The organism is Bacillus sp. FSL W8-0770, assembly GCF_038008705.1.
GTDB classification, from domain to species: domain Bacteria; phylum Bacillota; class Bacilli; order Bacillales; family Bacillaceae_G; genus Bacillus_A; species Bacillus_A cereus.
On record NZ_JBBOZR010000001.1, the window covers coordinates 1,322,139 to 1,344,475 of the forward strand.

Below are 22,337 nucleotides of genomic sequence, written 5' to 3' on the forward strand. Positions count from 1 at the left end.
GCAGAAGGGAGATGAAGAGCAAGTGCATGAGAAAATCTCAATCAAAACAATGACAGATTATCATTTGTATGATTTTATGCGTTGTCCGCATAAATTTTATTTTCGTCATATAAAAAGAAGAGAACCTTCTTCATTTGAATGGCAACAAATAGCACAAATGATTGTCAATCAAATTATTAACGAGTATTACACGCTACCTGCGGGTCAACAAACGAAAATTGTACTTTTAATATTAATAGAAAAGTATTGGAAAAAAGTAAGGATTAATATGTTTACTTCGAAGACGGAGTACTATATTGTATTAGCTAAGCTAACGGATCACTTATTACAGTTTGTTGAAAAGGATGATAGTCAGACACCACCATTGTTTTTATACGAGAAGTTTCAAACATATATGGAAGAGTTAGGTGTCCACATGTCATTGACATTTGAAGTTGGTGAGTGGAGTGCTGGGTCGTTTGTAATTAAAAAGTATGTCGTCGATGCGGATGAGGAAATGCTTGCTCTTTGTCAGAAGCTAATGACAGTATTCAGTTATAAAGCTTTCGGCGTTCTTCCAGGAAAGATTGAAGTTATTAATTTAATAGAAGGAACTAAGTATGAGTACATTCCAAAACAGGAAGATATTATAACTGGAATGGCTGATTTATCTAGAATGAAAGAAATGTTGCAACAACCCGAGCATTATACAGAGCGTCATTTTCGTTCTGAGTGTATAAGTTGTGCATTTCGTAGTGAATGCCAAGGGGAAGAAGTAAAGAAAGAAGCGGAGCAGAAGAAAAATATCGTACATTAAAGGATGCAACTTTGCATCCTTTTTTGTTGTTGACATGAAAAGCTTTTCATCATTTACCGTATATTTGTAGCAGATTTTAATAAAGGGAGGAATAATCAATGAAAGATGAAACGAAAGTATTTCAGTGGTTAAAAGAACAGAATGCTCCTTTTGAAATTCAACTGCAAATTTTACAAGCATTTCAACTGTATAAAGTCATTGTTGAAATGGATAAAAAATTAATGTTGTATGAGGAGAGAGTATATAGGGAGAGAATGTAATCTCATCCCTGCAGTATTATTTTCAGTTGTTCTGTACCCGATATGAATTCAAGTTCCTCGTTTCTAAGTTAAGTTATTCCACTTTACGATATCAGAATTTTCTTTCTATATGTTAAAATATAGCTATCATTATGAAGAAGGGCGGGAGTATTACGAAAAAAAGACTGTTAATCAGTTCTCTATGTATCGCTTTTATATTGTTATGGTCATATAAAGAGGAGGTTTTTGCTACCTTTAAACCGATTGATCAGTACGAGTTAAATAAGGAGTTAAAGAACAAAAGTATAGAAAATTTAACTCATAATGAAATGAAAAAGGTAGGAGAGCATTTTGTGACCGAGCAACTATCAGTGTTTGGGTCTACTAATAAAGAAGATGTGAAACGAAAAGGTGAAGAACTATTTTTAAATAGAGGGTATGAACAATTAATGGGAAATTATTATCCAAATCGTTTTCGAGATTTAGAGTATAAATTTACAAACGAGGAGATACGTGAAGAGACCGATGAGAGTTTTCTTTATCAAGCTGTAGCGTACGTTGCGGGTACTGAAAATGGTAAGAGAAGCGAAATGAAATTGAATTATGAAGTGAAAATTGTAAAGGTTAATAATATATTTATGGTGCTAGAACAAAAGCAGCGCGTACAATAAAGGAAATTCATTGCTCAATAGAACATTTTGGGGTGTGTACTACTTAATGCGGAATAAAAAGGCCCTCAAGGAATAAAGGGCCTTTAAAGATTTTCATTTTGTTGACCAAGTTCTTTTTGAGCAATATATAAATTTCCTTGCTCGACTTGTTTAAGGGTATGAACAGAATCCCCTGCATATCCTTTTTGTGTTTTAACAGTTCTTTTTGAACGATTGGAATCTTGTTTCTTCATATAATAGGCCACCTTTCATCAAAAATAAACGAAAATGATAAGTATGAGTAATACAGCAGCGAAAATGGTAATGCCCATTAAAAACGAAGTGTTTTTATATTTAGGTGGCTTATGTACATCTTGCCGATATCCAGGTGAAATTTCAGGGGCAAATTCTTCATCGAATGATTGCTTTTTTTCTTTGTCGTCCATATGTACCCACCTTTCTTGTTCATTATATTATACGTTACAAGAAAAAATATGCATAAAGAAAACAGCCGCTTTATTATTAGCGGCTGTTTTGTGTTGTATATTTTCGTTGTACTTGAAAGAGACGGATAAGTAGGAAGGCAGCGCCAAATGCTAGACCGATAATAAGACCGATCCAATAGCCTTTTGCGGCCCATTCTGTATACGTTGCTAATATATAACCTAGTGGTAGACCTATTATCCAATAAGCAATTAAAGTCATAATTAGAGCGACATTTACATCTTTATAACCACGCAGAGCTCCTTGTACAGGGGTTGCAATTGCATCTGAAATTTGAAATAAAATCGCAAAGATAAGAAATTCTTTTGCTAAATGATGAACTTTTGCATCTGTCGTATAAATAGAAGCAATTTGATCATCAAAGAAGTAGAGAAGAATCGAATATAATAAAGCAAAGGCAAGGGCTAATCCAATTCCAATCAGTCCGTATTGTTTTGCATTATCGAAACGTTTTGCACCAACTTCGAATCCGACCGCAATAGTCATTGCCATTGCTAAACTTAGCGGAGTCATATATAACAAGGAAGCAAAGTTCATAGCTGCTTGGTGAGCTGCAATAGTTGTCGTACTAAAATTACTCATCATAAGCGTTACCGCAGCGAAAATACTCGTTTCAAAAAAGATAGCAAATCCGATAGGGACGCCAAGCTTTAAGAATGCTGTCCAACTCGAAAGAGAAGGGCGGTATAATTGTTTGAAAATGTTGAAAGAGGCAAAAGGCTCTTTCGTCTGAATAATAATGACTGTAATAATTAAAATGCACCAATATGTTGCAGTGGAAGCAATTGCCGCTCCGACACCACCAAGTTTTGGGAAACCGAAGTTACCAAAGATTAATAAGTAATTTAATATTACGTTAATTGGTAATGATAGTAATGTAATAATCATCGTTGTTCGAGTTTTTCCTAATGCATCAATAAATCCACGTAAAACCGTGTAAGTGAATAAAGGTATAATTCCTATTGCGATAATACTTAAAAATTGAGCTGCAATACGTTCCACAGGTTCTTCTAAGCGCATGCCGTTTAAAATAGGTGAAACGACGAAGAAACCGATGAGGATAACAACGAAGCTAGCACAAATTGCTAAATAAACTGCTTGTATGACAACGTGAGGAACGTCCTCTTTTTTCTTGGATCCAACGAGCTGGGCAACAATGGGAGTCGTGGCCATTAAAATCCCTGTTAACCCAGTACTAACTGGAATCCATATACTTGTTCCAATTGCGACACCTGCTAAATCAGTTGGGCTTGCATGTCCTGACATTGTTGTATCAAAAAAACTCATCGCAAATAATGACATTTGCGTTACGAAAATCGGAAAAAATAGTAATACAAATTGCTTTAACTTTTGTGAGAATGAAGTAGTTTCTTTCATAAAATCCCCTTTCCGTATAAAAAAACAAACTCTTACTATCATACAATTTAATCAAAGATTAGAAAAGAAATACGCGCCTACAACATATGAAACCAATAAAAAAAGGATGCACTTTGAAAAGGGATAAGGTATTATGATAAGGTGTGAAAAAATTACATATTATTTGTTATTAAGGAGGCACTACTTGTGGCTGATTGGTTAATTGGTTTAATCATGGGTGCTGTTGAAGGGTTAACAGAGTTTCTACCAGTATCATCAACAGGACATATGATTTTAACAGGACATTTAATTGGATTTGACGATGAGAGAGCGAAAGTTTTTGAAGTTGTTATCCAATTGGGATCGATTTTAGCAGTTGTTGTTATATTTTGGAAACGTCTATGGTCGTTAGTTGGAATAGGTAAAGTAACAGACGGACCATCGTTAAATTTATTACATATTATTATCGGGATGATTCCTGCCGGGGTACTTGGCGTATTATTCCATAGCACTATTAAAGAGGTTTTATTTGGTCCAGGACCAGTTGTTATTAGCTTAGTAGCCGGTGGTATTTTAATGATTGTTGCTGAGAAGTTTTCGAAACCAAGTACAGCAAGAACGTTAGATGAAATCACATATAAACAGGCATTTACAATTGGAATGTTCCAATGTTTAGCTCTTTGGCCAGGATTTTCTCGTTCTGGTTCTACAATAAGTGGTGGTTTATTAGCTCGCGTGTCGCATACAGCGGCAGCTGAATATACGTTCATTTTAGCGGTACCGATGATGGTAGCTGCAAGTGGCTTAGATTTAATTAAAAGCTGGGATGTATTAAGCTCAGCAGATATAACGCTATTTGTAACAGGATTTGTAACTGCATTCGTTGTTGCGATGCTTGCAATTGTTTCATTCTTGAAATTATTATCTCGTGTAAAACTAACACCGTTCGCTTATTATCGTTTCATTTTAGCTGCGGTATTCTATTTCTTCATTATGTAAAATAAAAACCTGCCGAGCTCGGCAGGTTTTTATTTTACTAATTTTTCTATCATGTTTTCCATTACATGTTCCCAAAGAGAAGTATCATCAGCTAATGTAGCACGGAAATTAGCATACATTTCTTTTTGTTTTTCTTCGAATGTTGGATCTTCTTTTTCAGGTAATGTAGCGCGCATTGAAGTTACTAATTCTTGTACTTTTGGAGCGCGTGGTCCAAAGACGGCTTGTTCATTTCCATCTTTATCAATGAAAATAAAGATTGGAATCGCACGTGCTGTTCCATTTGTTAAATATTGATCCATTAATTCTAAGTTTTCATCGCGAATTAATAAACGCATGTCAATATTTGCAACTTCAGAAATTCGTTTCATAACAGGTACGCATAAAAGAGCATCGCCACACCAATCGGCAGTTAATACGATAACACGCCAGCCATCATTTTGACGTTCTTCTAATACAGGAAGTAATTCATTTGGAATTAAAAAGTTATTGTAAATGTGTAGTAGCTCGTATTGGTTTACTTTCATTTCATTCACATATGTATCAAAGGACATACCTTTATCAGCCCATTGTTGTAAGTTCATAATTAACACCTCTTTAGTAAGATTTGCTTTCATTGTACCAATTTTTATATAGAAAAGCTTGTATTCTTACTCTTTCTTGTCACTTAATAATTTATTTAATAGAAAAAAGAATAGTACGGCACATAATTCAGCTAAGTTGGACATTTGTACATTTTCTATCCAATCATCAGCAGTATGAATGACGAACCAATCTAGTGTAATTTCAATGAATGAGAAAAGAGTGATAGAAATCCAATTTGGCATGTTTTGAGTCGATGGATATAGCAGCGCTTTGAAGAAACTGAAAATAAAAAATGTAATACCTTCTAAGAAAGTGATTAATAAAAAAAAGAGAAGTAAAGCAGTACGTGAACTATACGCTATACCTGTAATTTGAAAGATTCCTACATATACAAAAAATATAAATGCAAAAACTATAATGAGAAAAAGAGCAATAATACTAATAATAATTATTTTATCTTTTTGGCTGAGATTTGAGAACCTCTCCTCCTCACGCATTAAAATCCCCCTTTTTCTGGAAGTTGACTTCATTTTATCATGAAATACATATTAAAAAACTACGAATTATGAGAAAATAAGATGACAAAAAGTAAGATTTCATGTAAAATTATTAATAAGGTTTTTATTTAACTAAATGAAATAAAAGGAGCTGTCAATGTTGTCTCAAAATCGAGAGCAATTAATGGAAGAACTATCGACAAATGTGTTTGCTATGTTTCGCACATTGCGTAATGATATCGGAAAAATATTCGGTGGTTACATACCGTGGAATGAATTCATCGTTCTGAGAATATTAAATCGTACGAATAAAGAAATGGTATCGCGTGTAGCAAATGAATTAAATGTGTCGAATAGTCATATTACAGCTGTTACAGAAAAATTAATTAATAAAGGTTTTGTAACTCGTTCACGTTCTACATCAGATCGCCGAGTTGTGTATTTAGAGATTACAGAACAAGGGAAAGATTTAGTTGCGAAAATGGAAGATGCGAAAAAACAATATTTACAAGAAAGATTCTCTGCACTTTCAGAAGATGAAATGAATGTAATGATTTCAATTTCTAAAAAACTTATTTAAGTGATTATAAACAAGAAAACGCTTACGTGATAAAATAGAAGGTCTTCCTTATATATGGGAGATCTTCTTTCGTGTGTAATAGATGTTAATAAATAAAATGTGTATGAAAAAAGATAGAGCGCCATACTACTAATACAAGGAAGGAGGGAGAAATATGACGAATCGTAACGGTAGTAAAGGGAGCGGTAATCAAGGATCACCAAAGTCCGGCCAGTTTAATCAGGAATTTAGCACTGAATTTGAAACTGGTAATGATAATAAAGGGAAAGAATATCGTTCTAAAAAAGGGAGTAAATCAAAAAAGGAGTGAATTAATTCACTCCTTTTTTGATTTACGATGCTGCCGATTGATCCGTATTATATTTTTCTTCTGATTTTGCGACAATCATTGCGCAAATTGCATCCCCAGAAATGTTTACAGCTGTTCTAGACATATCTAGAATACGGTCAATACCGATAATTAAAGCGATACCTTCTACTGGTAGATTTACTTGATTTAAAACCATTGTAAGCATTACAAGTCCAACACCAGGTACACCAGCAGTACCGATACTAGCTAGTACAGCAGTTAATACGACCATAGCTAATTGCGGTAATGTAAGTTCAACTCCGTATACTTGAGCGATAAATACAGTGGCTACTCCTTGCATAATGGCAGTACCATCCATATTAATAGTTGCCCCTAGTGGTTGTACAAATGAGCTTATCGCTTTTGGAACGCCAAGCTTATCTTGTGCTGTTTTCATTGCAAATGGAAGCGATGCATTAGAGCTAGATGTACTAAATCCAATTGCCATTACTGGTCCGAAATGTTTAAAGAAACGAACAATATTTTCTTTTGCTAATACCTTTAATAAGCCACCATATACAAAGACCCCGTGAATAATGAGTACTAACATAACGACAATCATATACTTGAACATCGCAGCGACGCCTGCAAGCCCCATTTTACCAACGGATGAAGCGAGCAAACCGAATGTTCCAATTGGGGCTAATTTCATAACGAGATTAACAAGATACATCATTAATTCGTTGCCCTGTTCAAGTAATGAATGGATACCTTGAACTCGTTTTCCTAAAATAGCTATACCGAGTCCAATCAATACGGCAAAGGCAATGATTTGTAACATGTTTCCGTCAGCCATCGCTTTTGCTGGGTTATCTGGTACGATATTTAGCAATGTGTCAACGAAAGATGTTTCAGTTTTTGCACCTTCATACTTAAGACCTTCTGTTTTAAAATTACCGCCAGCTCCTGGTTTTATAATAAGTGCAAATGTAACCGCTATAGAGATGGCAACCGCAGTTGTTACGAGAAAGAATGAAATTGATTTTAAACCGATTCTTCCAAGTTGTTTCGGATCTCCAAGGCCGGCAGCACCAAGTACGATAGAAATGAACACAACAGGAACAACTAGCATTTTAATAAGTCGAATAAACAATTGACCAATTGGGTTGAACACATATTGATTTAGTGGCTCAAAGATAGATGGAGCAGCTAAATTTAGAGTGAGTCCAACAACTAGACCTAGAAATAATGCGATTAAGATTGCTTTTGTTTGTTTCAATAAAATCCCCCCTTTTGTTTTTGTGAAATTTCTTTCTAAAGTAATTATACCGAAAAAATCCCTAATTTAACAATATTTTCTGAATTTTTTGGTTTTTGGGTGTAGATAGACTGATTTTGTGTTTGGAAAATAAAATAGACCATCACATAGGATGGTCTAGGGAAGGGGACAATTTATGTCAATTTAATTAGGGATGGAAGTTGCTTTAAGACACTGGGGAATGTCTTATAAATTAGGGAGGAACAACTTCAATACATATACTATAAAAGGTAGGTGTGACTCTCATGTGAACATAGGGTGAAAGAGAGAGGGAGTTTTAAATAAAAGGTAGAAAGACAAAAAAATAAGACCATCATTTATAAGATGGTCAAGGAAGGGGACAATTTATGTCAATTTAATTAGGGATGGAAGCTGTTCAAAGACACTGGGGAATGTCTTATGAATTAGGGAGGAACAACTTCGATACATATACTATAAAAGGTAGATGTGACCTCTGTGTGAACATAGAGTGAAAGAGAGAGGGAGTTTTAAATAAAAGATAGAAAGACAAAAAAATAAGACCATCATTTATAAGATGGTCAAGGAAGGGGACAATTTATGTCAATTTAATTAGGGATGGAAGTTGCTTTAAGACACTGGGGAATGTCTTATAAATTAGGGAGGAACAACTTCGATACATATACTATAAAAGATAGATGTGACCTCTGTGTGAATATAGAGTGAAAGAGAGAGGGAGTTTTAAATAAAATGAAAATTTAATGAGTGTTTTTTGTTCATCCCCTGTTGATTATTAGCCTTAACCAATCGGGCGTTTATTGCCCACAAATAGCGGAATAAAAGATAAAGCAAACAAAAAATAAGACCATCATTTATAAGATGGTCAATGGAAGGGGACAATTTATGTCAATTTAATTAGGGATGGAAGCTATTCAAAGACACTGGGGAACGTCTTATAAATTAGGGAGGAACAGCTTCGATACATATACTATAAAAGGTGGATGTGACCTCTATGTGAACATAGAGTGAAAGATATGGGGATTTGAAAGATAGTACATATGAAATTGTTATTGCTAGCAATATAGAATTAGGATATAGAGTTTTCCAGCATAAAACGAAAAGGAATCTGAATATAAATAAAAGTTGTAATCTATGAAAAAAAAGATTATGCTCAACTATATTATGAGAATATAAGGTTTGTCCCAATTATTTAAGGGCTTTTAAAAAGCTTTTTATTGTATGAGGGGAAGTTTCACTTTAATAAGGGAGTTAGTGATATGGACGTAACAAAAAAACAAGGGCTGTATAATCGTCTTATACGATTAAACCCACCACAAATATTAGCATTAGGCTTTTTCTGCTTAATTGTGGTTGGCGGTTTGTTATTAAAATTACCATTCGCAACGAAAGTACATATTAGTTGGGTAGATGCTTTCTTTACAGCAACGTCAGCAGCGACCGTAACTGGTTTGGGAGTAGTGGATACAGCAAGTACATTTACGATGTTTGGCGAAATTGTTATTATGTTTTTAATTCAAACAGGTGGTCTAGGCCTTATGACAATTGCCATTTTAATTGTTTGGGTACTAGGTAAAAAAATCGGATTACGCCATCGTTTATTAATTGGAGAAGCATTTAATCAAACAAATATAGGTGGTCTTGTAAAATTAGTAAAGCGTGTCTTTATATTTTCGATTTGTATTGAACTTATTGGGGTCATCTTTTTATCGTTTCGCTTTATTCCAGAGTTTGGTTTTGGAAAAGGTTTATACTATAGTATTTTTCATGTAATTGCATCTTATAATAATGCAGGGTTTGCTTTATGGCCAGATAATTTAACAAGATATGTAGGGGATCCCATTATTAATATTGGGATTTGCTCTTTAATTGTAATTGGTGGACTCGGTTTTACCGTATTAATTGATATATGGTATAGTCGCAGTTTTCGAAAATTATCACTTCACTCAAAAATAATGATTATTGGAACAGTAGTACTAAATGTTATAGCAATGATTGTGATTTTTGTATTGGAATATAATAATGTGAAGACGTTAGGGAATTTATCTTTAAATGAAAAACTATGGGCTTCCTTCTTTCAAGGTATTACTCCGCGGACAGCTGGATTTAATACGGTTGACTATGGAGGTATGGAAGAATCATCTATATTATTTACGATGATTTTAATGTTTATTGGTGCAGGAAGTGTATCAACAGGTGGAGGAATTAAATTAACGACGTTTGTTATCTTAATTACATCTGTCCTTTCTTTCTTTAGAAAAAAGGAGGAAATTGTTTTATTTCAGCGTACAATTAAAATGTCGACAGTAACGAGGGCCTTAGCGATTGCTGTTGCCAGTCAAATACTTATTTTAGCAGCGGTATTCATATTAATGCTTACAGAAAACTTCAGCTTTATTCAATTATTATTTGAGACAATATCAGCGTTTGGCACAGTCGGATTAACGATGGGAATTACTGCAAAGCTATCGGCATTCGGAAAATGTATTATTATGTTTGTTATGTTCTGCGGATTAATTGGACCATTAACACTTGTGTTCTCTTTAGCGCGACCAGCAAAACAAAAAATAAAATATCCATCGGAAGATGTGTTTACAGGATAAGGTATCCCGCGTTAAGCGAGATACCTTTTTCTTTTTTAGAACAGGGAGAACAATAGACCAATAAGTGCTACTCGGAATAAAATTGCGATAAGTGCAGCAATTCCACCGACAACTGCAGCGATACCGCCAGTTACAGTAGCTCCGCGATTATAAGCGTAAATACCGAGTAAAACAGAAACAAGACCAAATAGTGTTGGAAATGTAAATAGCGATAAGATAGATAGCGCAAGAGCGATAAAACCAGCAGTTGATCCAGCAGCGGACGATTTTACAACATCTTTATCGTCTTTATCATCGTAATCATAATCAATGCGTTGTGGTGCAACCTCAGCGGCGTACTCTTCTTTATAGTCACTATAATCACTATCTATTCTATCTCTTTTTTTATAATCATCAAATTTCTCAGTCAAAGTCATGACTCCTTTCATAACAAGGTTCAATAGTAGTATGTATCTCTTTTTCTTTTTTATCCCGCTATTTGTGGGAGTCGAGCTACGTACACATCCCACTGATTAAAGTTTCACTATACCGGAGCATGTACAGGGAGTAGTATCTTTTAAAAGAAGGAAAATGTTTTTTTGAAATAGGAAAAGTTAGTATGACTTCCTCTATTTTGGAAAATATAAAAAGGAATAATGAGGAAAGGGTGCAATACATAATGGAACATCCAATTGAAAATTTAATGAAAACGGCAATGACAAATTTAAAAGAGATGGTAGATGTAAATACAATTGTTGGGAGCCCGGTTTCAACAGCTGACGGAAATGTAGTATTAACAGTATCTCAAGTGGCTTTTGGTTTTGGAGCTGGTGGAAGTGATTTTAAAGGGGATTTCATCACTGAAAAACATAACGGTGGGCAAAATCAGCATAAAGAGAACAAACAACGGCATCCATTTGGAGGAGGAAGCGGGGCTGGGGTTTCCATTAGTCCAGTAGCTTTTTTAGTAGTTGGTTCTAATGGGGTACAAGTATTACATCTCAACAGCAGTACACATTTAATTGAAAAGGCTTTAAATACTGTACCAAGCACTGTAGATAAATTTGTGAATGGTCGTCAAAAGTGAACTTGCATTTTTTAGGAATTATGATATATTAGAAAAAGTGCGCTTTAGGATGATCGGAATAATTGAAATGTAAATATATATGATGTGTGGAATAAGGGAGAGGAATTTATGATTAATATCAAAAACTTAGTAGTTGGCTTATTTATGTTAGTTAGCGGCTTTGTTGTATATGTAATAAAAGAAAAAGCTCCATTCTAAAACAGACAAACCGTTAATGTCTGTTTTTAATTTACGGAAAAAAGTTGACAAGTTATTGTATTGGTGTTAGAATTTTAATTCGTGTCTCGGTTACAGCTAGTGTAAAGTAAATATCTCTTATGAATGCAATACGAAAAGTTTGCGAAAGATCGGGTAATTTTATCAACAACTTTTGTGAACAAACCCTATAAATTGTATTTGTAAGCTATATATGTATACTAGTGAATCAAGGAGCGGTCAGTGGAACCGTAATGATGAGAGAGAGGTAGGGCTTTCATCCAGTATATGTTACTTTCCCGTTAGGTGAATATAAAAAAGAGGACTCCTTTTAAAAGGGGTCCTCTTTCATTTTTTAAGTGCGACTTTCAACTTGTTGACAAATTTCATCCGTTGTTAAACCGTGAGCTGTAATGACTGATCCTTTAATTGATGTATCTGCAATGCCCATCACATTAGAATCTTGCCCAGTTACAACGCAACAATCACACCCTTGTGCATCCTGTTCTGAGTTAAGTGTAACAACTTCATGACCTTGTTGTTGAAGAGCTTGTTGAACGTCTGTTAATGAGTTTTCAACGCCAATTCTAGCCATAATTATCACCTCCTACCATCTAATTGCTAGTATGCTCAAGTTCACTGCATATATTTATGAAAAGACGGTAGGAAGTAAATCTTTGTTTAGTCGTTATATACGCCAGTAAGCATTTGACTAACGAATTGATCGTTTAATGTATCTTGTGCTGAAGAAGTATTTGAATGGATGTCGATTGAAGCAATAAAATGATTATGTTCTTTCGTATTTGGTTCTACCTCTACGTAATTATCGAATTTACAAAAACCTTTCGTATCCATTAGATCAAATAATTGCAGCATTTCTACTACCTCTTGTCTCGTTCCTTTAATTTGTACACACGCCATATTTATTTCCTCCTTTATTTTGACAAATTGTTTTTTAAAAATAGGATTATGATTACGAAATGAAAAATATGAATGTTATTTTTAGACAGCGCTATTTTTGTTATTTTCCCCCTTTTTCAGCAAAAGTCGTTATATATCCCCGGATTTATAAAATCGGACGTCCGTTTATTGAATACAATAGATTCGTATCAATTGATGAAAATCCTTCTTTTAAACAAATATTTTTTTAGTGGAAATTGGCGAAAAAAATTTTTTGACTTTTTGTAAACGTTAACAATGTTGTTAAATCAGTATAAGCAAAGAAGTACGTACGATTAAAAATTATAAATTTTCTAAAAATTCACTTGATTTATTTAGAAAGGAGAGTAAACTAGGAAACAATAAAAAATTCATAGAACATAGGAGGCGCTTCTAGTGAATGAGCAATGGATTTTCTTAAATGGAGAATTTGTTCCAAAAGATGAGGCAAAAGTTTCAGTATATGATCATGGCTATTTATATGGCGATGGAGTGTTTGAAGGAATTAGAGTTTATAGCGGTAATGTTTTCCGTTTGAGAGAGCATCTTGTCCGGCTGTATGAATCAGCAAAATCAATCCTTTTAGAAATTCCATATTCATTAGATGAAGTAACAAATATTGTTGTTGAGACGATTCGACAAAATAAATTATCTAATGGATACATTCGCCTTGTTGTATCAAGAGGAGCAGGAAATCTTGGATTGGATCCCGATTCATGTAAGAAGCCGAATGTAGTAGTAATTGCAGAACAATTATCTTTATTCCCACAAGAATATTATGAGAAAGGGATTCCAGTTGTAACAGTTGCAACGCGCCGAAATCGTCCCGATGTTTTATCCCCTCAAGTAAAATCTTTAAATTACTTAAACAATATTTTAGTTCGTATTGAAGCGAAATTAGCTGGAGTACAAGAAGCACTTATGTTAAATGATCAAGGATATGTAGCTGAAGGATCAGGAGATAACGTGTTTATTGTTAAAGGAAATAAATTAATTACACCACCAAGTTCTGCTGGAGCGTTAGAAGGTATTACACGAAACGCCATTTTAGAAATCGGCGAAAAATTTGGGTATGACGTAAGAGAAGAGTTATTTACAAGACATGATGTATATGTAGCTGATGAAGTGTTTTTAACAGGAACAGCTGCTGAAGTGATTGCTGTTACGACAGTAGATGGTAGAACGATTGGCTTAGGGCAAACAGGTCCACATACGAACCGTTTATTAAAAGAGTTTCGTAAGTTAGTTGTAGAAGATGGAGAGAAAATTTACGAAGAAAATAAAGTTGGATAACAACTTTTTTAACATAAGAAAGCGTTGATAGGGAGGAGTAGTTGATTGTGAAGCCTCACAGAGAGTCGGTGGTTGCTGAAAACCGATGGTTCACGTCGACGAACATCGCCCTTGAGTGCTAAGCTAAAGCATTTGTCTAGGCTTAGACGGTAGCTCCGTTATTAGCTAGATCCATTTATGGATCACTGAGGCAAGAGTATTCTTGCGAAGAAGGGTGGTACCGCGAAATCTTTCGTCCCTTCAGCACATAGCTGGAGTGTGGACGTAGGATTTTTTTATTGTATAAAAGTTTGAAAAAGGGGGCTTATAAGAACAATGTCTTCAAAAACGGAAGAGAAACTGGCAACTGGTGCACAGCTATTGTTAGAAGCGCTAGAAAAGGAAGGCGTAGAAGTGATTTTCGGTTATCCGGGTGGTGCCGTTTTACCTCTCTATGATGCATTGTATGATTGTGAAATTCCGCATATTTTAACAAGGCATGAGCAAGGGGCAATTCACGCTGCTGAAGGGTATGCCAGAATTACAGGGCATCCAGGGGTTGTAATTGCAACGAGTGGGCCAGGTGCTACAAATGTAATTACGGGTCTAGCTGATGCGATGATTGATTCATTGCCACTTGTAGTATTTACAGGCCAAGTAGCAACAACGTTAATTGGGAGCGATGCTTTTCAAGAGGCAGATATTATGGGACTTACGATGCCAGTGACAAAACATAACTATCAAGTGCGAAAGGCCTCAGATTTACCTCGAATTATTAAAGAAGCATTTCATATTGCTAAAACTGGAAGACCAGGACCAGTCGTTATTGACCTTCCGAAAGATATGGTAGTCGAGAAAGGTGAGCAATGTAGCAATGTACAAATGGATTTACCGGGATATAACCCTAATTATGAACCGAATCTACTTCAAATAAACAAATTACTCAAAGTAATTGAAACCGCAAAAAAACCGTTAATTTTAGCTGGAGCGGGTATATTGCATGCGAAAGCTTCGAAAGAATTGACAAATTTTGCTCGTAAATATGAAATCCCTGTTGTGCATACATTACTTGGTCTTGGTGGTTTTCCACCAGATGATGAACTATTTCTAGGGATGGGAGGAATGCATGGTTCTTATACAGCCAATATGGCGTTATATGAATGTGACTTACTCATTAATATAGGCGCGAGATTTGATGATCGGCTTACAGGGAATTTAGCTTATTTTGCTAAAGGGGCTACTGTTGCGCATATCGATATCGATCCAGCAGAAATCGGGAAAAATGTGCCAACTGAAATTCCTATTGTTGCAAGTGCTAAGCGGGCATTGGAAGTATTACTTGAACCAGAAGGTGGAAAAGAAAATCATCATGAATGGATCACTTTATTAAAGGGGAGAAAAGAACAATATCCATTCTCTTATAAAAGAAATTCTGAAAGTATTAAGCCCCAATACGCAATTGATATGTTATATGAAATTACGAAGGGAGAAGCGATTGTAACAACAGACGTTGGGCAACACCAAATGTGGGCAGCCCAATATTATCCGCTGAAAAATCCAGATAAATGGGTAACTTCTGGTGGATTAGGAACGATGGGGTTTGGATTTCCAGCAGCAATCGGTGCGCAAATTGCAAAGCCTGAAGAATTAGTTATTGCAATTGTTGGTGATGCTGGGTTTCAAATGACTCTACAAGAATTAAGTGTATTAAAAGAACACGCTTTACCCGTTAAAGTATTTATTTTAAATAATGAAGCTTTAGGAATGGTAAGACAGTGGCAAGATGAATTTTACAATCAAAGATATTCACATTCTTTATTACCATGCCAACCAGATTTCGTCGCTCTTGCGAATGCATATGGCATAAAAGGTGTTCGTATTGACGATCCACTTCTTGCAAAGAAGCAAATCCAGCATGCTATTGAATTACAAGAGCCAGTCGTAATTGATTGTCGTGTACTTCAATCAGAGAAGGTTATGCCGATGGTTGCGCCAGGAAAAGGTGTTCACCAAATGGAGGGAGTGGAAAAAGGGTGAAGAGAATTGTTACAGCGACAGTTCGAAATCAAAGTGGTGTTTTAAACCGAATTACAGGGGTTATGACACGAAGACATTTTAATATTGAAAGTATTTCAGTAGGTCATACAGAATCATCAGATATATCGCGAATGACGATTGTTGTACACGTTGAAAGTGAACAGCAAGTGGAGCAGTTAATTAAACAACTGCATAAACAAATTGACGTACTGAAAGTATCAGATATTACAGAAGAAGCGATGATTGCTAGAGAGCTTGCTCTTATTAAAGTAGCAACTTCTGTAGCGAGGGCAGAATTATATAGTTTAATTGAACCGTTTCGAGCCGCTGTAATAGATGTTGGGAAGGATTCCATAGTTGTGCAAGTAACAGGTACGCAAGACAAAGTAGAAGCGTTAATTGAATTACTTCGTCCATACGGTTTGAAAGAAATTGCTAGAACAGGTGTAACAGCATTTACACGTAGTATGAAAAAACAAGATAAGCAAGTTATGTTAATTCAATAATCATTTAAATATAGGGGGAAATGAAAATGGCAAAAGTTTATTATGAGAAAGATGTAACAGTAAATGTATTAAAGGAAAAGAAAGTAGCAATCATCGGATATGGCTCGCAAGGTCATGCACATGCGCAAAATTTACGTGATAACGGATTTGATGTAGTAGTAGGTTTAAGAAAAGGTAAGTCTTGGAATAAAGCGAATGAAGATGGATTTTCTGTATATACAGTAGCAGAAGCAGCGGAAAAAGCTGATGTAGTAATGATTCTACTGCCTGATGAATTACAACCAGAAGTATATGAAGCTGAAATTGCACCAAATTTACAGGCTGGAAACTCCCTCGTGTTCGCACATGGATTTAATGTTCACTTTGATCAAGTAAAACCACCAGCTAATGTAGATGTATTTCTAGTAGCGCCAAAAGGACCGGGGCATCTCGTACGCCGTACGTTCGCCGAGGGCGGGGCTGTTCCTGCATTATTTGCAGTATATCAAGATGCAACAGGAGTTGCGACTGAAAAAGCACTTTCTTATGCTGACGGAATTGGAGCAACGAGAGCTGGTGTACTAGAAACGACGTTTAAAGAAGAAACAGAAACAGATTTATTTGGAGAGCAAGCTGTACTCTGCGGCGGAGTGACTGCACTTGTAAAAGCGGGGTTTGAAACGTTAGTTGATGCAGGATATCAGCCTGAACTTGCATATTTTGAATGTTTACATGAACTGAAGCTAATCGTTGACCTTATGTACGAAGGTGGACTTGAAAATATGAGATATTCAGTTTCAGATACAGCGCAGTGGGGAGACTTCGTATCAGGACCACGCGTTGTTACTGAAGATACGAAGAAAGCGATGGGGGCAGTATTAGCAGAAATTCAAGATGGTACATTTGCAAGAGGCTGGATTGCAGAGCATAAAGCAGGAAGACCAAATTTCCATGCGACAAATGAGAAAGAGAATAAACATGAAATCGAAGTAGTTGGACGTAAATTACGTGAAATGATGCCTTTCGTACAGCCGCGAGTAAAGGTAGGGGTTAAATAATATGAAGCAGGTTTTGTTCATGGATACAACGCTTCGTGATGGCGAACAATCACCAGGAGTAAATTTAAATGAACAAGAGAAATTACAAATTGCTAGGCAATTAGAGAGGCTTGGTATTCATGTAATGGAAGCTGGATTCGCGGCAGCTTCCGAAGGTGACTTTCAATCGGTAAAACGCATTGCGAATACGATTCAAAATGCTACAGTTATGAGTTTAGCTAGAGCGAAAGAAAGTGATATTCGAAGAGCATATGAAGCAGTGAAAGGAGCTGTATCTCCCCGTCTACACGTATTTTTAGCTACGAGTGATATTCATATGAAATATAAACTTTGTATGTCTAAAGAAGATGTGTTAGATAGTATTCATCGCTCGGTTACGCTTGGAAAATCATTATTTCCGACAGTACAATTTTCTGCAGAAGATGCGACAAGAACAACAAGAGATTTTTTAGCTGAAGCAGTAGAAGTTGCGATTCGTGCAGGAGCGAATGTAATTAATATTCCAGATACAGTTGGATATACGAATCCGGAAGAGTATTATTCTCTTTTTAAATACTTACAAGAATCCGTTCCATCATATGAAAAAGCGATTTTTTCTTGTCATTGTCACGATGATCTTGGTATGGCAGTAGCAAATTCGTTAGCTGCGGTTGAAGGAGGAGCATTGCAAGTAGAAGGAACGATTAATGGCATTGGAGAAAGAGCAGGGAATGCAGCGTTAGAAGAAGTTGCGGTAGCTCTTCATATTAGAAAAGATTTTTATAAAGCAGAGCCTTCAATGACTTTAAAAGAAATTAAGGCGACGAGTATATTAGTAAGCAGGTTAACGGGTATGGTTGTACCGAAAAATAAAGCAATCGTTGGAGCGAATGCATTTGCTCATGAATCGGGCATTCACCAAGACGGGGTTTTAAAAGAAGTAACAACTTATGAAATTATCGAACCAGCGCTTATAGGAGAATCTCAAAATCTCTTTGTACTTGGGAAACATTCTGGCCGTCATGCGTTTACGGAAAAAATGAAAGAGCTTGGTTATGAATTTACAAATGAAGAGCGAGATGCGGCATTCGAAGCATTTAAAAAATTGGCTGATCGTAAAAAGGAAATTACTGAAGAAGATTTACGCGCACTTATGCTTGGTGAAGCAGCATTTGCAGCTCAGCAATATAACATTACGCAATTACAAGTGCATTTCGTATCAAATAGTACACAATGCGCAACAGTTGTGCTGAAGGATGAGGAAGGAAATGTATATGAAGATGCAGCCACTGGTTCTGGTAGTATTGAAGCGATATACAATGCGATTCAAAGAATTTTAGGATTAGAATGTGAATTGGCAGATTATCGCATACAATCTATTACACAAGGTCAAGATGCACTTGCTCACGTTCATGTTGAATTAAAAGAAGGTAGTCACCAAATATCAGGTTTCGGAGTTGCGCAAGACGTATTGGAAGCGTCGGCGAGAGCTTATGTCCATGCAGCAGGGAAATTAAAATCTCTTATAGCGCTTGTGAAATAAATATTTGATAGGTGAGAGAAGCTTTCCTCACCTATCAAATTAAAGTTCTAAAAATTCAGTTAAAAGGAGTGTTAAAAATGGAAAAACGTATCGTTTGTTTAGCTGGTGATGGTGTTGGTCCAGAAGTAATGGAAAGTGCGAAGGAAGTATTGCATATGGTAGAAAGGCTATATGGACATCATTTTCATTTGCAAGATGAGTACTTTGGTGGTGTTGCTATCGATTTAACTGGGCAACCATTACCACAGCGAACACTTGCCGCCTGTTTAGCGAGTGATGCGGTTTTACTTGGAGCAGTAGGTGGACCAAGGTGGGATAGTGCGAAAGAAAGGCCTGAGAAAGGATTATTAGCATTAAGAAAAGGACTCGGTGTATTTGCGAATGTTCGCCCTGTAACGGTAGAAAGTGCAACTGCACATTTATCACCATTAAAAAACGCTGATGAAATTGATTTCGTTGTCGTTCGTGAATTAACAGGCGGAATTTATTTTTCTTATCCGAAAGAGCGAACGGAAGAAGTGGCGACAGATACACTTACGTATCATCGCCATGAAATTGAACGTATCGTTTCGTATGCTTTTCAATTAGCGAATAAGCGGAAGAAAAAAGTAACATCTATTGATAAAGCGAATGTTTTAGAGTCTAGTAAATTATGGAGAACTGTGACAGAAGAAGTAGCACTTCGCTACCCAAATGTGGAAGTAGAACACATTTTAGTAGATGCAGCAGCTATGGAATTAATTCGGAATCCAGGAAGATTTGACGTTATTGTAACGGAAAATTTATTTGGTGATATTTTAAGTGATGAGGCTTCAGTATTAGCTGGATCATTAGGAATGCTTCCATCAGCAAGTCACGCTGAAAAGGGGCCTTCATTATACGAGCCTATTCACGGATCAGCACCGGATATTGCGGGGAAAAATAAGGCGAATCCAATTGCGATGATGCGTTCTGTTGCAATGATGCTTGGGCAATCGTTCGGATTAACGAGAGAAGGATATGCAATTGAAGAAGCAGTTTCTGCAGTCCTTAAATCAGGAAAATGTACAGCAGATATCGGGGGGACTGAAACGACAACTTCATTTACAAAGGCAGTTATTCAAGAAATGGAAGAGCAAGCGTTAGTAGGGAGAGGAAGATAATGGGGAAAAGGTTACTAGATAAGCTTTGGGAAAGACATGTAGTTGCGACTAATGAAAATGGATTGGATTTATTATATATCGATCTACATCTTGTTCATGAAGTAACGTCACCGCAAGCCTTTGAAGGCTTGCGGCTTACAAATCGAACAGTCCGCAGACCAGATTTAACATTTGCAACGATGGATCATAATATTCCAACGAAAGATGTTTGGAATATTACCGACCGCATTGCGAAGCAGCAACTAGATACACTTCGGGAAAACTGTAAACAATTTCAGGTGCCATTAGCGGATATCGGAGATGAAGAGCAAGGGATCGTTCATGTAATAGGACCAGAACTTGGACTCACACAGCCAGGAAAAACGATTGTTTGTGGTGATAGTCATACAGCAACACACGGTGCTTTTGGCGCACTAGCGTTTGGTATTGGTACGAGTGAAGTGGAACATGTATTGGCGACGCAAACGTTATGGCAACGAAAGCCGAAAGCAATGGGCATTGAGTTAAAAGGAAAGTTACCGCAAGGTGTTTATGCGAAAGATATTATTTTACACCTTCTTTCAAAGTACGGAGTAGCAGTTGGAACAGGTTACGTAATGGAATTTTACGGAGAGGCCATTCATGCTATGGATATGGAAGAGAGGATGACGCTTTGCAATATGGCAATTGAAGGGGGAGCAAAGGCTGGCATTATTGCACCAGATGAAAAAACGGTTGCTTACGTAAAAGGGCGTAAATATGCACCGAAAGACTATGAATCTATTAAGAAAAAATGTTCAGAACTTTATACAGATTTAGATGCAGTTTATGATTTACATATTCTAGTAGATGTTACGGATTTAGCACCGTACGTTACGTGGGGAACAAATCCTAGTATGGGTGTTCGGATCGATGAGAAATTGCCAGAAAAGCATGATGCAAATGACGAAAGAGCGTTTTCTTATATGGGATTGAGTCCCGGACAAAGTACGTATGACATTCCAGTTCAACATGTTTTCATTGGATCTTGTACAAATTCCAGGCTTTCTGACTTAGAAATTGCTGCATCTGTCGTGAAAGGTAAAAAAGTAAAAGAAGGTGTGCGAGCACTTGTTGTACCTGGATCTCAAAGGGTAAGAGAAGCAGCGATGCATAAAGGATTACATCGCATATTTGAAGAAGCTGGATTTGAATGGAGAGAGCCCGGATGCTCAATGTGTCTAGGTATGAATCCAGATCAAGTGCCTGAAGGGGAACATTGTGCCTCTACGTCAAATCGCAATTTTGAAGGAAGACAAGGAAAGGGAGCACGAACGCATTTAGTTAGCCCGGCAATGGCGGCAGCGGCTGCGTTATATGGTCATTTTGTTGATATTAGAAAGGAGAGTTATGATGGAGCCATTTCGTATTCATAAAGGTACTGCCGCAGTACTGATGAATGATAACATTGATACAGATCAAATTATTCCGAAGCAATATTTAAAGAGAATTGAAAGAACTGGGTTTGGGAAGTTTTTATTTGATGAGTGGCGATATGATAATAATCGCCAAGAAAACCCTAATTTCCCGCTTAATGCAAAAGAAAGAAAAGGAGCCAGTATATTAATCACAGGCGATAATTTTGGATGTGGCTCGTCAAGAGAACATGCTCCATGGGCACTTGCTGATTATGGTTTCCGCGTTATTATCGCTGGAGGATTTGCCGATATCTTTTATATGAATTGTATGAAAAATGGCATGTTACCGATTGTAATGGATAAAGATATGCGTGAACAACTTGCTAAAACAGATGCGAGAGAACAAATCACAGTTGATTTAGAAAATGAAATAATGACAACGAATACGCATAGATTCCATTTTACAATCGAGAAAATGTGGAAAGAGAAGTTATTAAATGGTTTAGATGAAATTAGTATTACAATGCAATATGAACAAGAAATAAAAGAGTATGAAAGAAAAGTGGCTTTACATTAAAAAAATGACGGAATATTAAAAATGTATTTACATTCAAAATTAACTGTTATATACTATGTGAAAATCAGAGGAGAAAGGGAGTAAGTATTATGAATATCGTGCAATCTATTACAATGCTTACACAACTACATCATCATACATGAAACCCTTGAACCTAGCGTGAAAACGTGTAGGTACAAGGGGTATTCCCGTTGTACCTACACTCTACTGAAGAGCCTTGTAGGTATTTTGTCTACAAGGCTCTTTTTATTTTCGGCTTAGGGGAATGAAATAGGC

26 protein-coding genes and 1 other annotated feature are annotated in these 22,337 nt (G+C 36.3%); of the genes, 17 read left to right on the forward strand and 9 right to left on the reverse strand.

Features of this window, described 5'->3' with window-relative positions:
• Positions 1–22 precede the first annotated feature (22 nt).
• From NST27_RS06930 to NST27_RS06940, 3 genes are all read left to right on the forward strand, one after another.
• A complete protein-coding gene (locus NST27_RS06930; protein WP_000544582.1) occupies positions 23–796 on the forward strand; it encodes a hypothetical protein in 774 nt (257 codons plus the stop codon).
• A 98-nt stretch (positions 797–894) separates the two neighbouring features.
• Complete coding sequence (locus NST27_RS06935) at positions 895–1,056, forward strand: hypothetical protein (protein ID WP_000651084.1); 162 nt, start codon at positions 895–897, stop codon at positions 1,054–1,056.
• Positions 1,057–1,187: 131 nt separating this feature from the next.
• Complete coding sequence (locus tag NST27_RS06940; protein WP_000715262.1) at positions 1,188–1,706, forward strand: hypothetical protein; 519 nt, start codon at positions 1,188–1,190, stop codon at positions 1,704–1,706.
• An 83-nt stretch (positions 1,707–1,789) separates the two neighbouring features.
• On the opposite strand, the gene NST27_RS06945 is transcribed toward NST27_RS06940, so the two are convergent.
• The 3 genes from NST27_RS06945 to NST27_RS06955 all read right to left on the reverse strand — a co-directional run bounded on the left by NST27_RS06945 (position 1,790) and on the right by NST27_RS06955 (position 3,566).
• Positions 1,790–1,939 carry a hypothetical protein gene (locus NST27_RS06945; RefSeq protein WP_000743742.1) on the reverse strand — a complete coding sequence of 50 codons (150 nt, stop codon included), beginning with the start codon at positions 1,937–1,939 and terminating at the stop codon, positions 1,790–1,792.
• 18 nt (positions 1,940–1,957) lie between these two features.
• Positions 1,958–2,131 carry a hypothetical protein gene (locus tag NST27_RS06950; RefSeq protein WP_000341062.1) on the reverse strand — a complete coding sequence of 58 codons (174 nt, stop codon included), beginning with the start codon at positions 2,129–2,131 and terminating at the stop codon, positions 1,958–1,960.
• Between the two features lie 76 nt (positions 2,132–2,207).
• Entirely contained in the window at positions 2,208–3,566 is a 1,359-nt protein-coding gene (locus NST27_RS06955) for an MATE family efflux transporter (protein ID WP_000665550.1), read from the reverse strand.
• A 186-nt stretch (positions 3,567–3,752) separates the two neighbouring features.
• On the opposite strand from NST27_RS06955, the gene uppP reads away from it, so the two are divergent.
• Positions 3,753–4,544, forward strand: a complete 792-nt coding sequence (gene uppP / locus NST27_RS06960) for a bacitracin resistance undecaprenyl-diphosphatase (protein WP_000796256.1) — start codon at positions 3,753–3,755, stop codon at positions 4,542–4,544.
• 29 nt (positions 4,545–4,573) lie between these two features.
• Here the strand turns inward: uppP and NST27_RS06965 are convergent, their stop codons facing one another.
• Positions 4,574–5,161, reverse strand: a complete 588-nt coding sequence (locus NST27_RS06965) for a thioredoxin family protein (RefSeq protein ID WP_002004705.1) — start codon at positions 5,159–5,161, stop codon at positions 4,574–4,576.
• Between the two features lie 33 nt (positions 5,162–5,194).
• A complete protein-coding gene (locus NST27_RS06970) occupies positions 5,195–5,626 on the reverse strand; it encodes a regulatory YrvL family protein (RefSeq protein ID WP_001206404.1) in 432 nt (143 codons plus the stop codon).
• A gap of 160 nt (positions 5,627–5,786) precedes the next feature.
• Here NST27_RS06970 and NST27_RS06975 point away from each other — a divergent pair, with 160 nt between their 5' ends.
• Together NST27_RS06975 and NST27_RS06980 are read left to right on the forward strand one after the other, a co-directional pair.
• Positions 5,787–6,206, forward strand: a complete 420-nt coding sequence (locus tag NST27_RS06975) for a MarR family winged helix-turn-helix transcriptional regulator (protein WP_000081432.1) — start codon at positions 5,787–5,789, stop codon at positions 6,204–6,206.
• Between the two features lie 154 nt (positions 6,207–6,360).
• Positions 6,361–6,516, forward strand: coding sequence for a hypothetical protein (locus NST27_RS06980; RefSeq protein ID WP_000184928.1), 156 nt, complete (start codon positions 6,361–6,363; stop codon positions 6,514–6,516).
• A gap of 22 nt (positions 6,517–6,538) precedes the next feature.
• On the opposite strand, the gene NST27_RS06985 is transcribed toward NST27_RS06980, so the two are convergent.
• Positions 6,539–7,774, reverse strand: coding sequence for a dicarboxylate/amino acid:cation symporter (locus NST27_RS06985; RefSeq protein WP_000814808.1), 1,236 nt, complete (start codon positions 7,772–7,774; stop codon positions 6,539–6,541).
• 1,274 nt (positions 7,775–9,048) lie between these two features.
• On the opposite strand from NST27_RS06985, the gene NST27_RS06990 reads away from it, so the two are divergent.
• Positions 9,049–10,392: a TrkH family potassium uptake protein gene (locus tag NST27_RS06990; RefSeq protein WP_000383526.1), complete on the forward strand. Its 1,344-nt coding sequence runs from the start codon at positions 9,049–9,051 to the stop codon at positions 10,390–10,392.
• A 35-nt stretch (positions 10,393–10,427) separates the two neighbouring features.
• Here NST27_RS06990 and NST27_RS06995 read toward each other — a convergent pair whose 3' ends face one another.
• Positions 10,428–10,802: a hypothetical protein gene (locus NST27_RS06995; RefSeq protein ID WP_000136535.1), complete on the reverse strand. Its 375-nt coding sequence runs from the start codon at positions 10,800–10,802 to the stop codon at positions 10,428–10,430.
• Between the two features lie 188 nt (positions 10,803–10,990).
• Between NST27_RS06995 and ytfJ the strand changes: the two genes are divergently transcribed.
• Both ytfJ and NST27_RS07005 read left to right on the forward strand, forming a co-directional pair.
• Complete coding sequence (ytfJ, locus tag NST27_RS07000) at positions 10,991–11,458, forward strand: GerW family sporulation protein (protein ID WP_001986234.1); 468 nt, start codon at positions 10,991–10,993, stop codon at positions 11,456–11,458.
• A 108-nt stretch (positions 11,459–11,566) separates the two neighbouring features.
• The gene (locus NST27_RS07005; protein ID WP_000608227.1) at positions 11,567–11,656 is read left to right on the forward strand and encodes a hypothetical protein; all 90 of its coding nucleotides are present in this window, start codon (positions 11,567–11,569) and stop codon (positions 11,654–11,656) included.
• Between the two features lie 352 nt (positions 11,657–12,008).
• Here the strand turns inward: NST27_RS07005 and NST27_RS07010 are convergent, their stop codons facing one another.
• Both NST27_RS07010 and NST27_RS07015 read right to left on the reverse strand, forming a co-directional pair.
• Positions 12,009–12,248 carry a YkuS family protein gene (locus tag NST27_RS07010; RefSeq protein WP_000101022.1) on the reverse strand — a complete coding sequence of 80 codons (240 nt, stop codon included), beginning with the start codon at positions 12,246–12,248 and terminating at the stop codon, positions 12,009–12,011.
• Between the two features lie 86 nt (positions 12,249–12,334).
• Positions 12,335–12,574, reverse strand: coding sequence for a DUF3911 family protein (locus NST27_RS07015; protein WP_000752512.1), 240 nt, complete (start codon positions 12,572–12,574; stop codon positions 12,335–12,337).
• A 414-nt stretch (positions 12,575–12,988) separates the two neighbouring features.
• On the opposite strand from NST27_RS07015, the gene ilvE reads away from it, so the two are divergent.
• The 8 genes from ilvE (at position 12,989) to leuD (ending at position 22,061) form a co-directional block, all read left to right on the forward strand.
• Positions 12,989–13,885, forward strand: coding sequence for a branched-chain-amino-acid transaminase (ilvE, locus tag NST27_RS07020; RefSeq protein WP_001005483.1), 897 nt, complete (start codon positions 12,989–12,991; stop codon positions 13,883–13,885).
• A gap of 15 nt (positions 13,886–13,900) precedes the next feature.
• Positions 13,901–14,128: a binding site (T-box leader), on the forward strand.
• A 72-nt stretch (positions 14,129–14,200) separates the two neighbouring features.
• On the forward strand, positions 14,201–15,901 hold the full coding sequence (gene ilvB, locus NST27_RS07025; RefSeq protein ID WP_000095832.1) for an acetolactate synthase large subunit: 1,701 nt from the start codon (positions 14,201–14,203) through the stop codon (positions 15,899–15,901).
• On the forward strand, positions 15,898–16,407 hold the full coding sequence (ilvN, locus tag NST27_RS07030) for an acetolactate synthase small subunit (protein WP_000822952.1): 510 nt from the start codon (positions 15,898–15,900) through the stop codon (positions 16,405–16,407). The genes ilvB and ilvN overlap by 4 nt, the downstream gene beginning before the upstream one ends.
• A 26-nt stretch (positions 16,408–16,433) precedes the next feature.
• Entirely contained in the window at positions 16,434–17,444 is a 1,011-nt protein-coding gene (gene ilvC, locus NST27_RS07035) for a ketol-acid reductoisomerase (protein WP_001151747.1), read from the forward strand.
• A 1-nt stretch (position 17,445) separates the two neighbouring features.
• Complete coding sequence (gene leuA, locus NST27_RS07040; RefSeq protein WP_000815748.1) at positions 17,446–18,966, forward strand: 2-isopropylmalate synthase; 1,521 nt, start codon at positions 17,446–17,448, stop codon at positions 18,964–18,966.
• Positions 18,967–19,043: 77 nt separating this feature from the next.
• Entirely contained in the window at positions 19,044–20,108 is a 1,065-nt protein-coding gene (gene leuB / locus NST27_RS07045; protein ID WP_000415384.1) for a 3-isopropylmalate dehydrogenase, read from the forward strand.
• Positions 20,108–21,502, forward strand: a complete 1,395-nt coding sequence (gene leuC, locus NST27_RS07050) for a 3-isopropylmalate dehydratase large subunit (RefSeq protein ID WP_000518100.1) — start codon at positions 20,108–20,110, stop codon at positions 21,500–21,502. The genes leuB and leuC overlap by 1 nt, the downstream gene beginning before the upstream one ends.
• Complete coding sequence (gene leuD / locus NST27_RS07055) at positions 21,480–22,061, forward strand: 3-isopropylmalate dehydratase small subunit (protein WP_000433179.1); 582 nt, start codon at positions 21,480–21,482, stop codon at positions 22,059–22,061. Before leuC ends, leuD begins: the two co-directional genes overlap by 23 nt.
• The last annotated feature ends 276 nt before the right edge of the window (positions 22,062–22,337 follow it).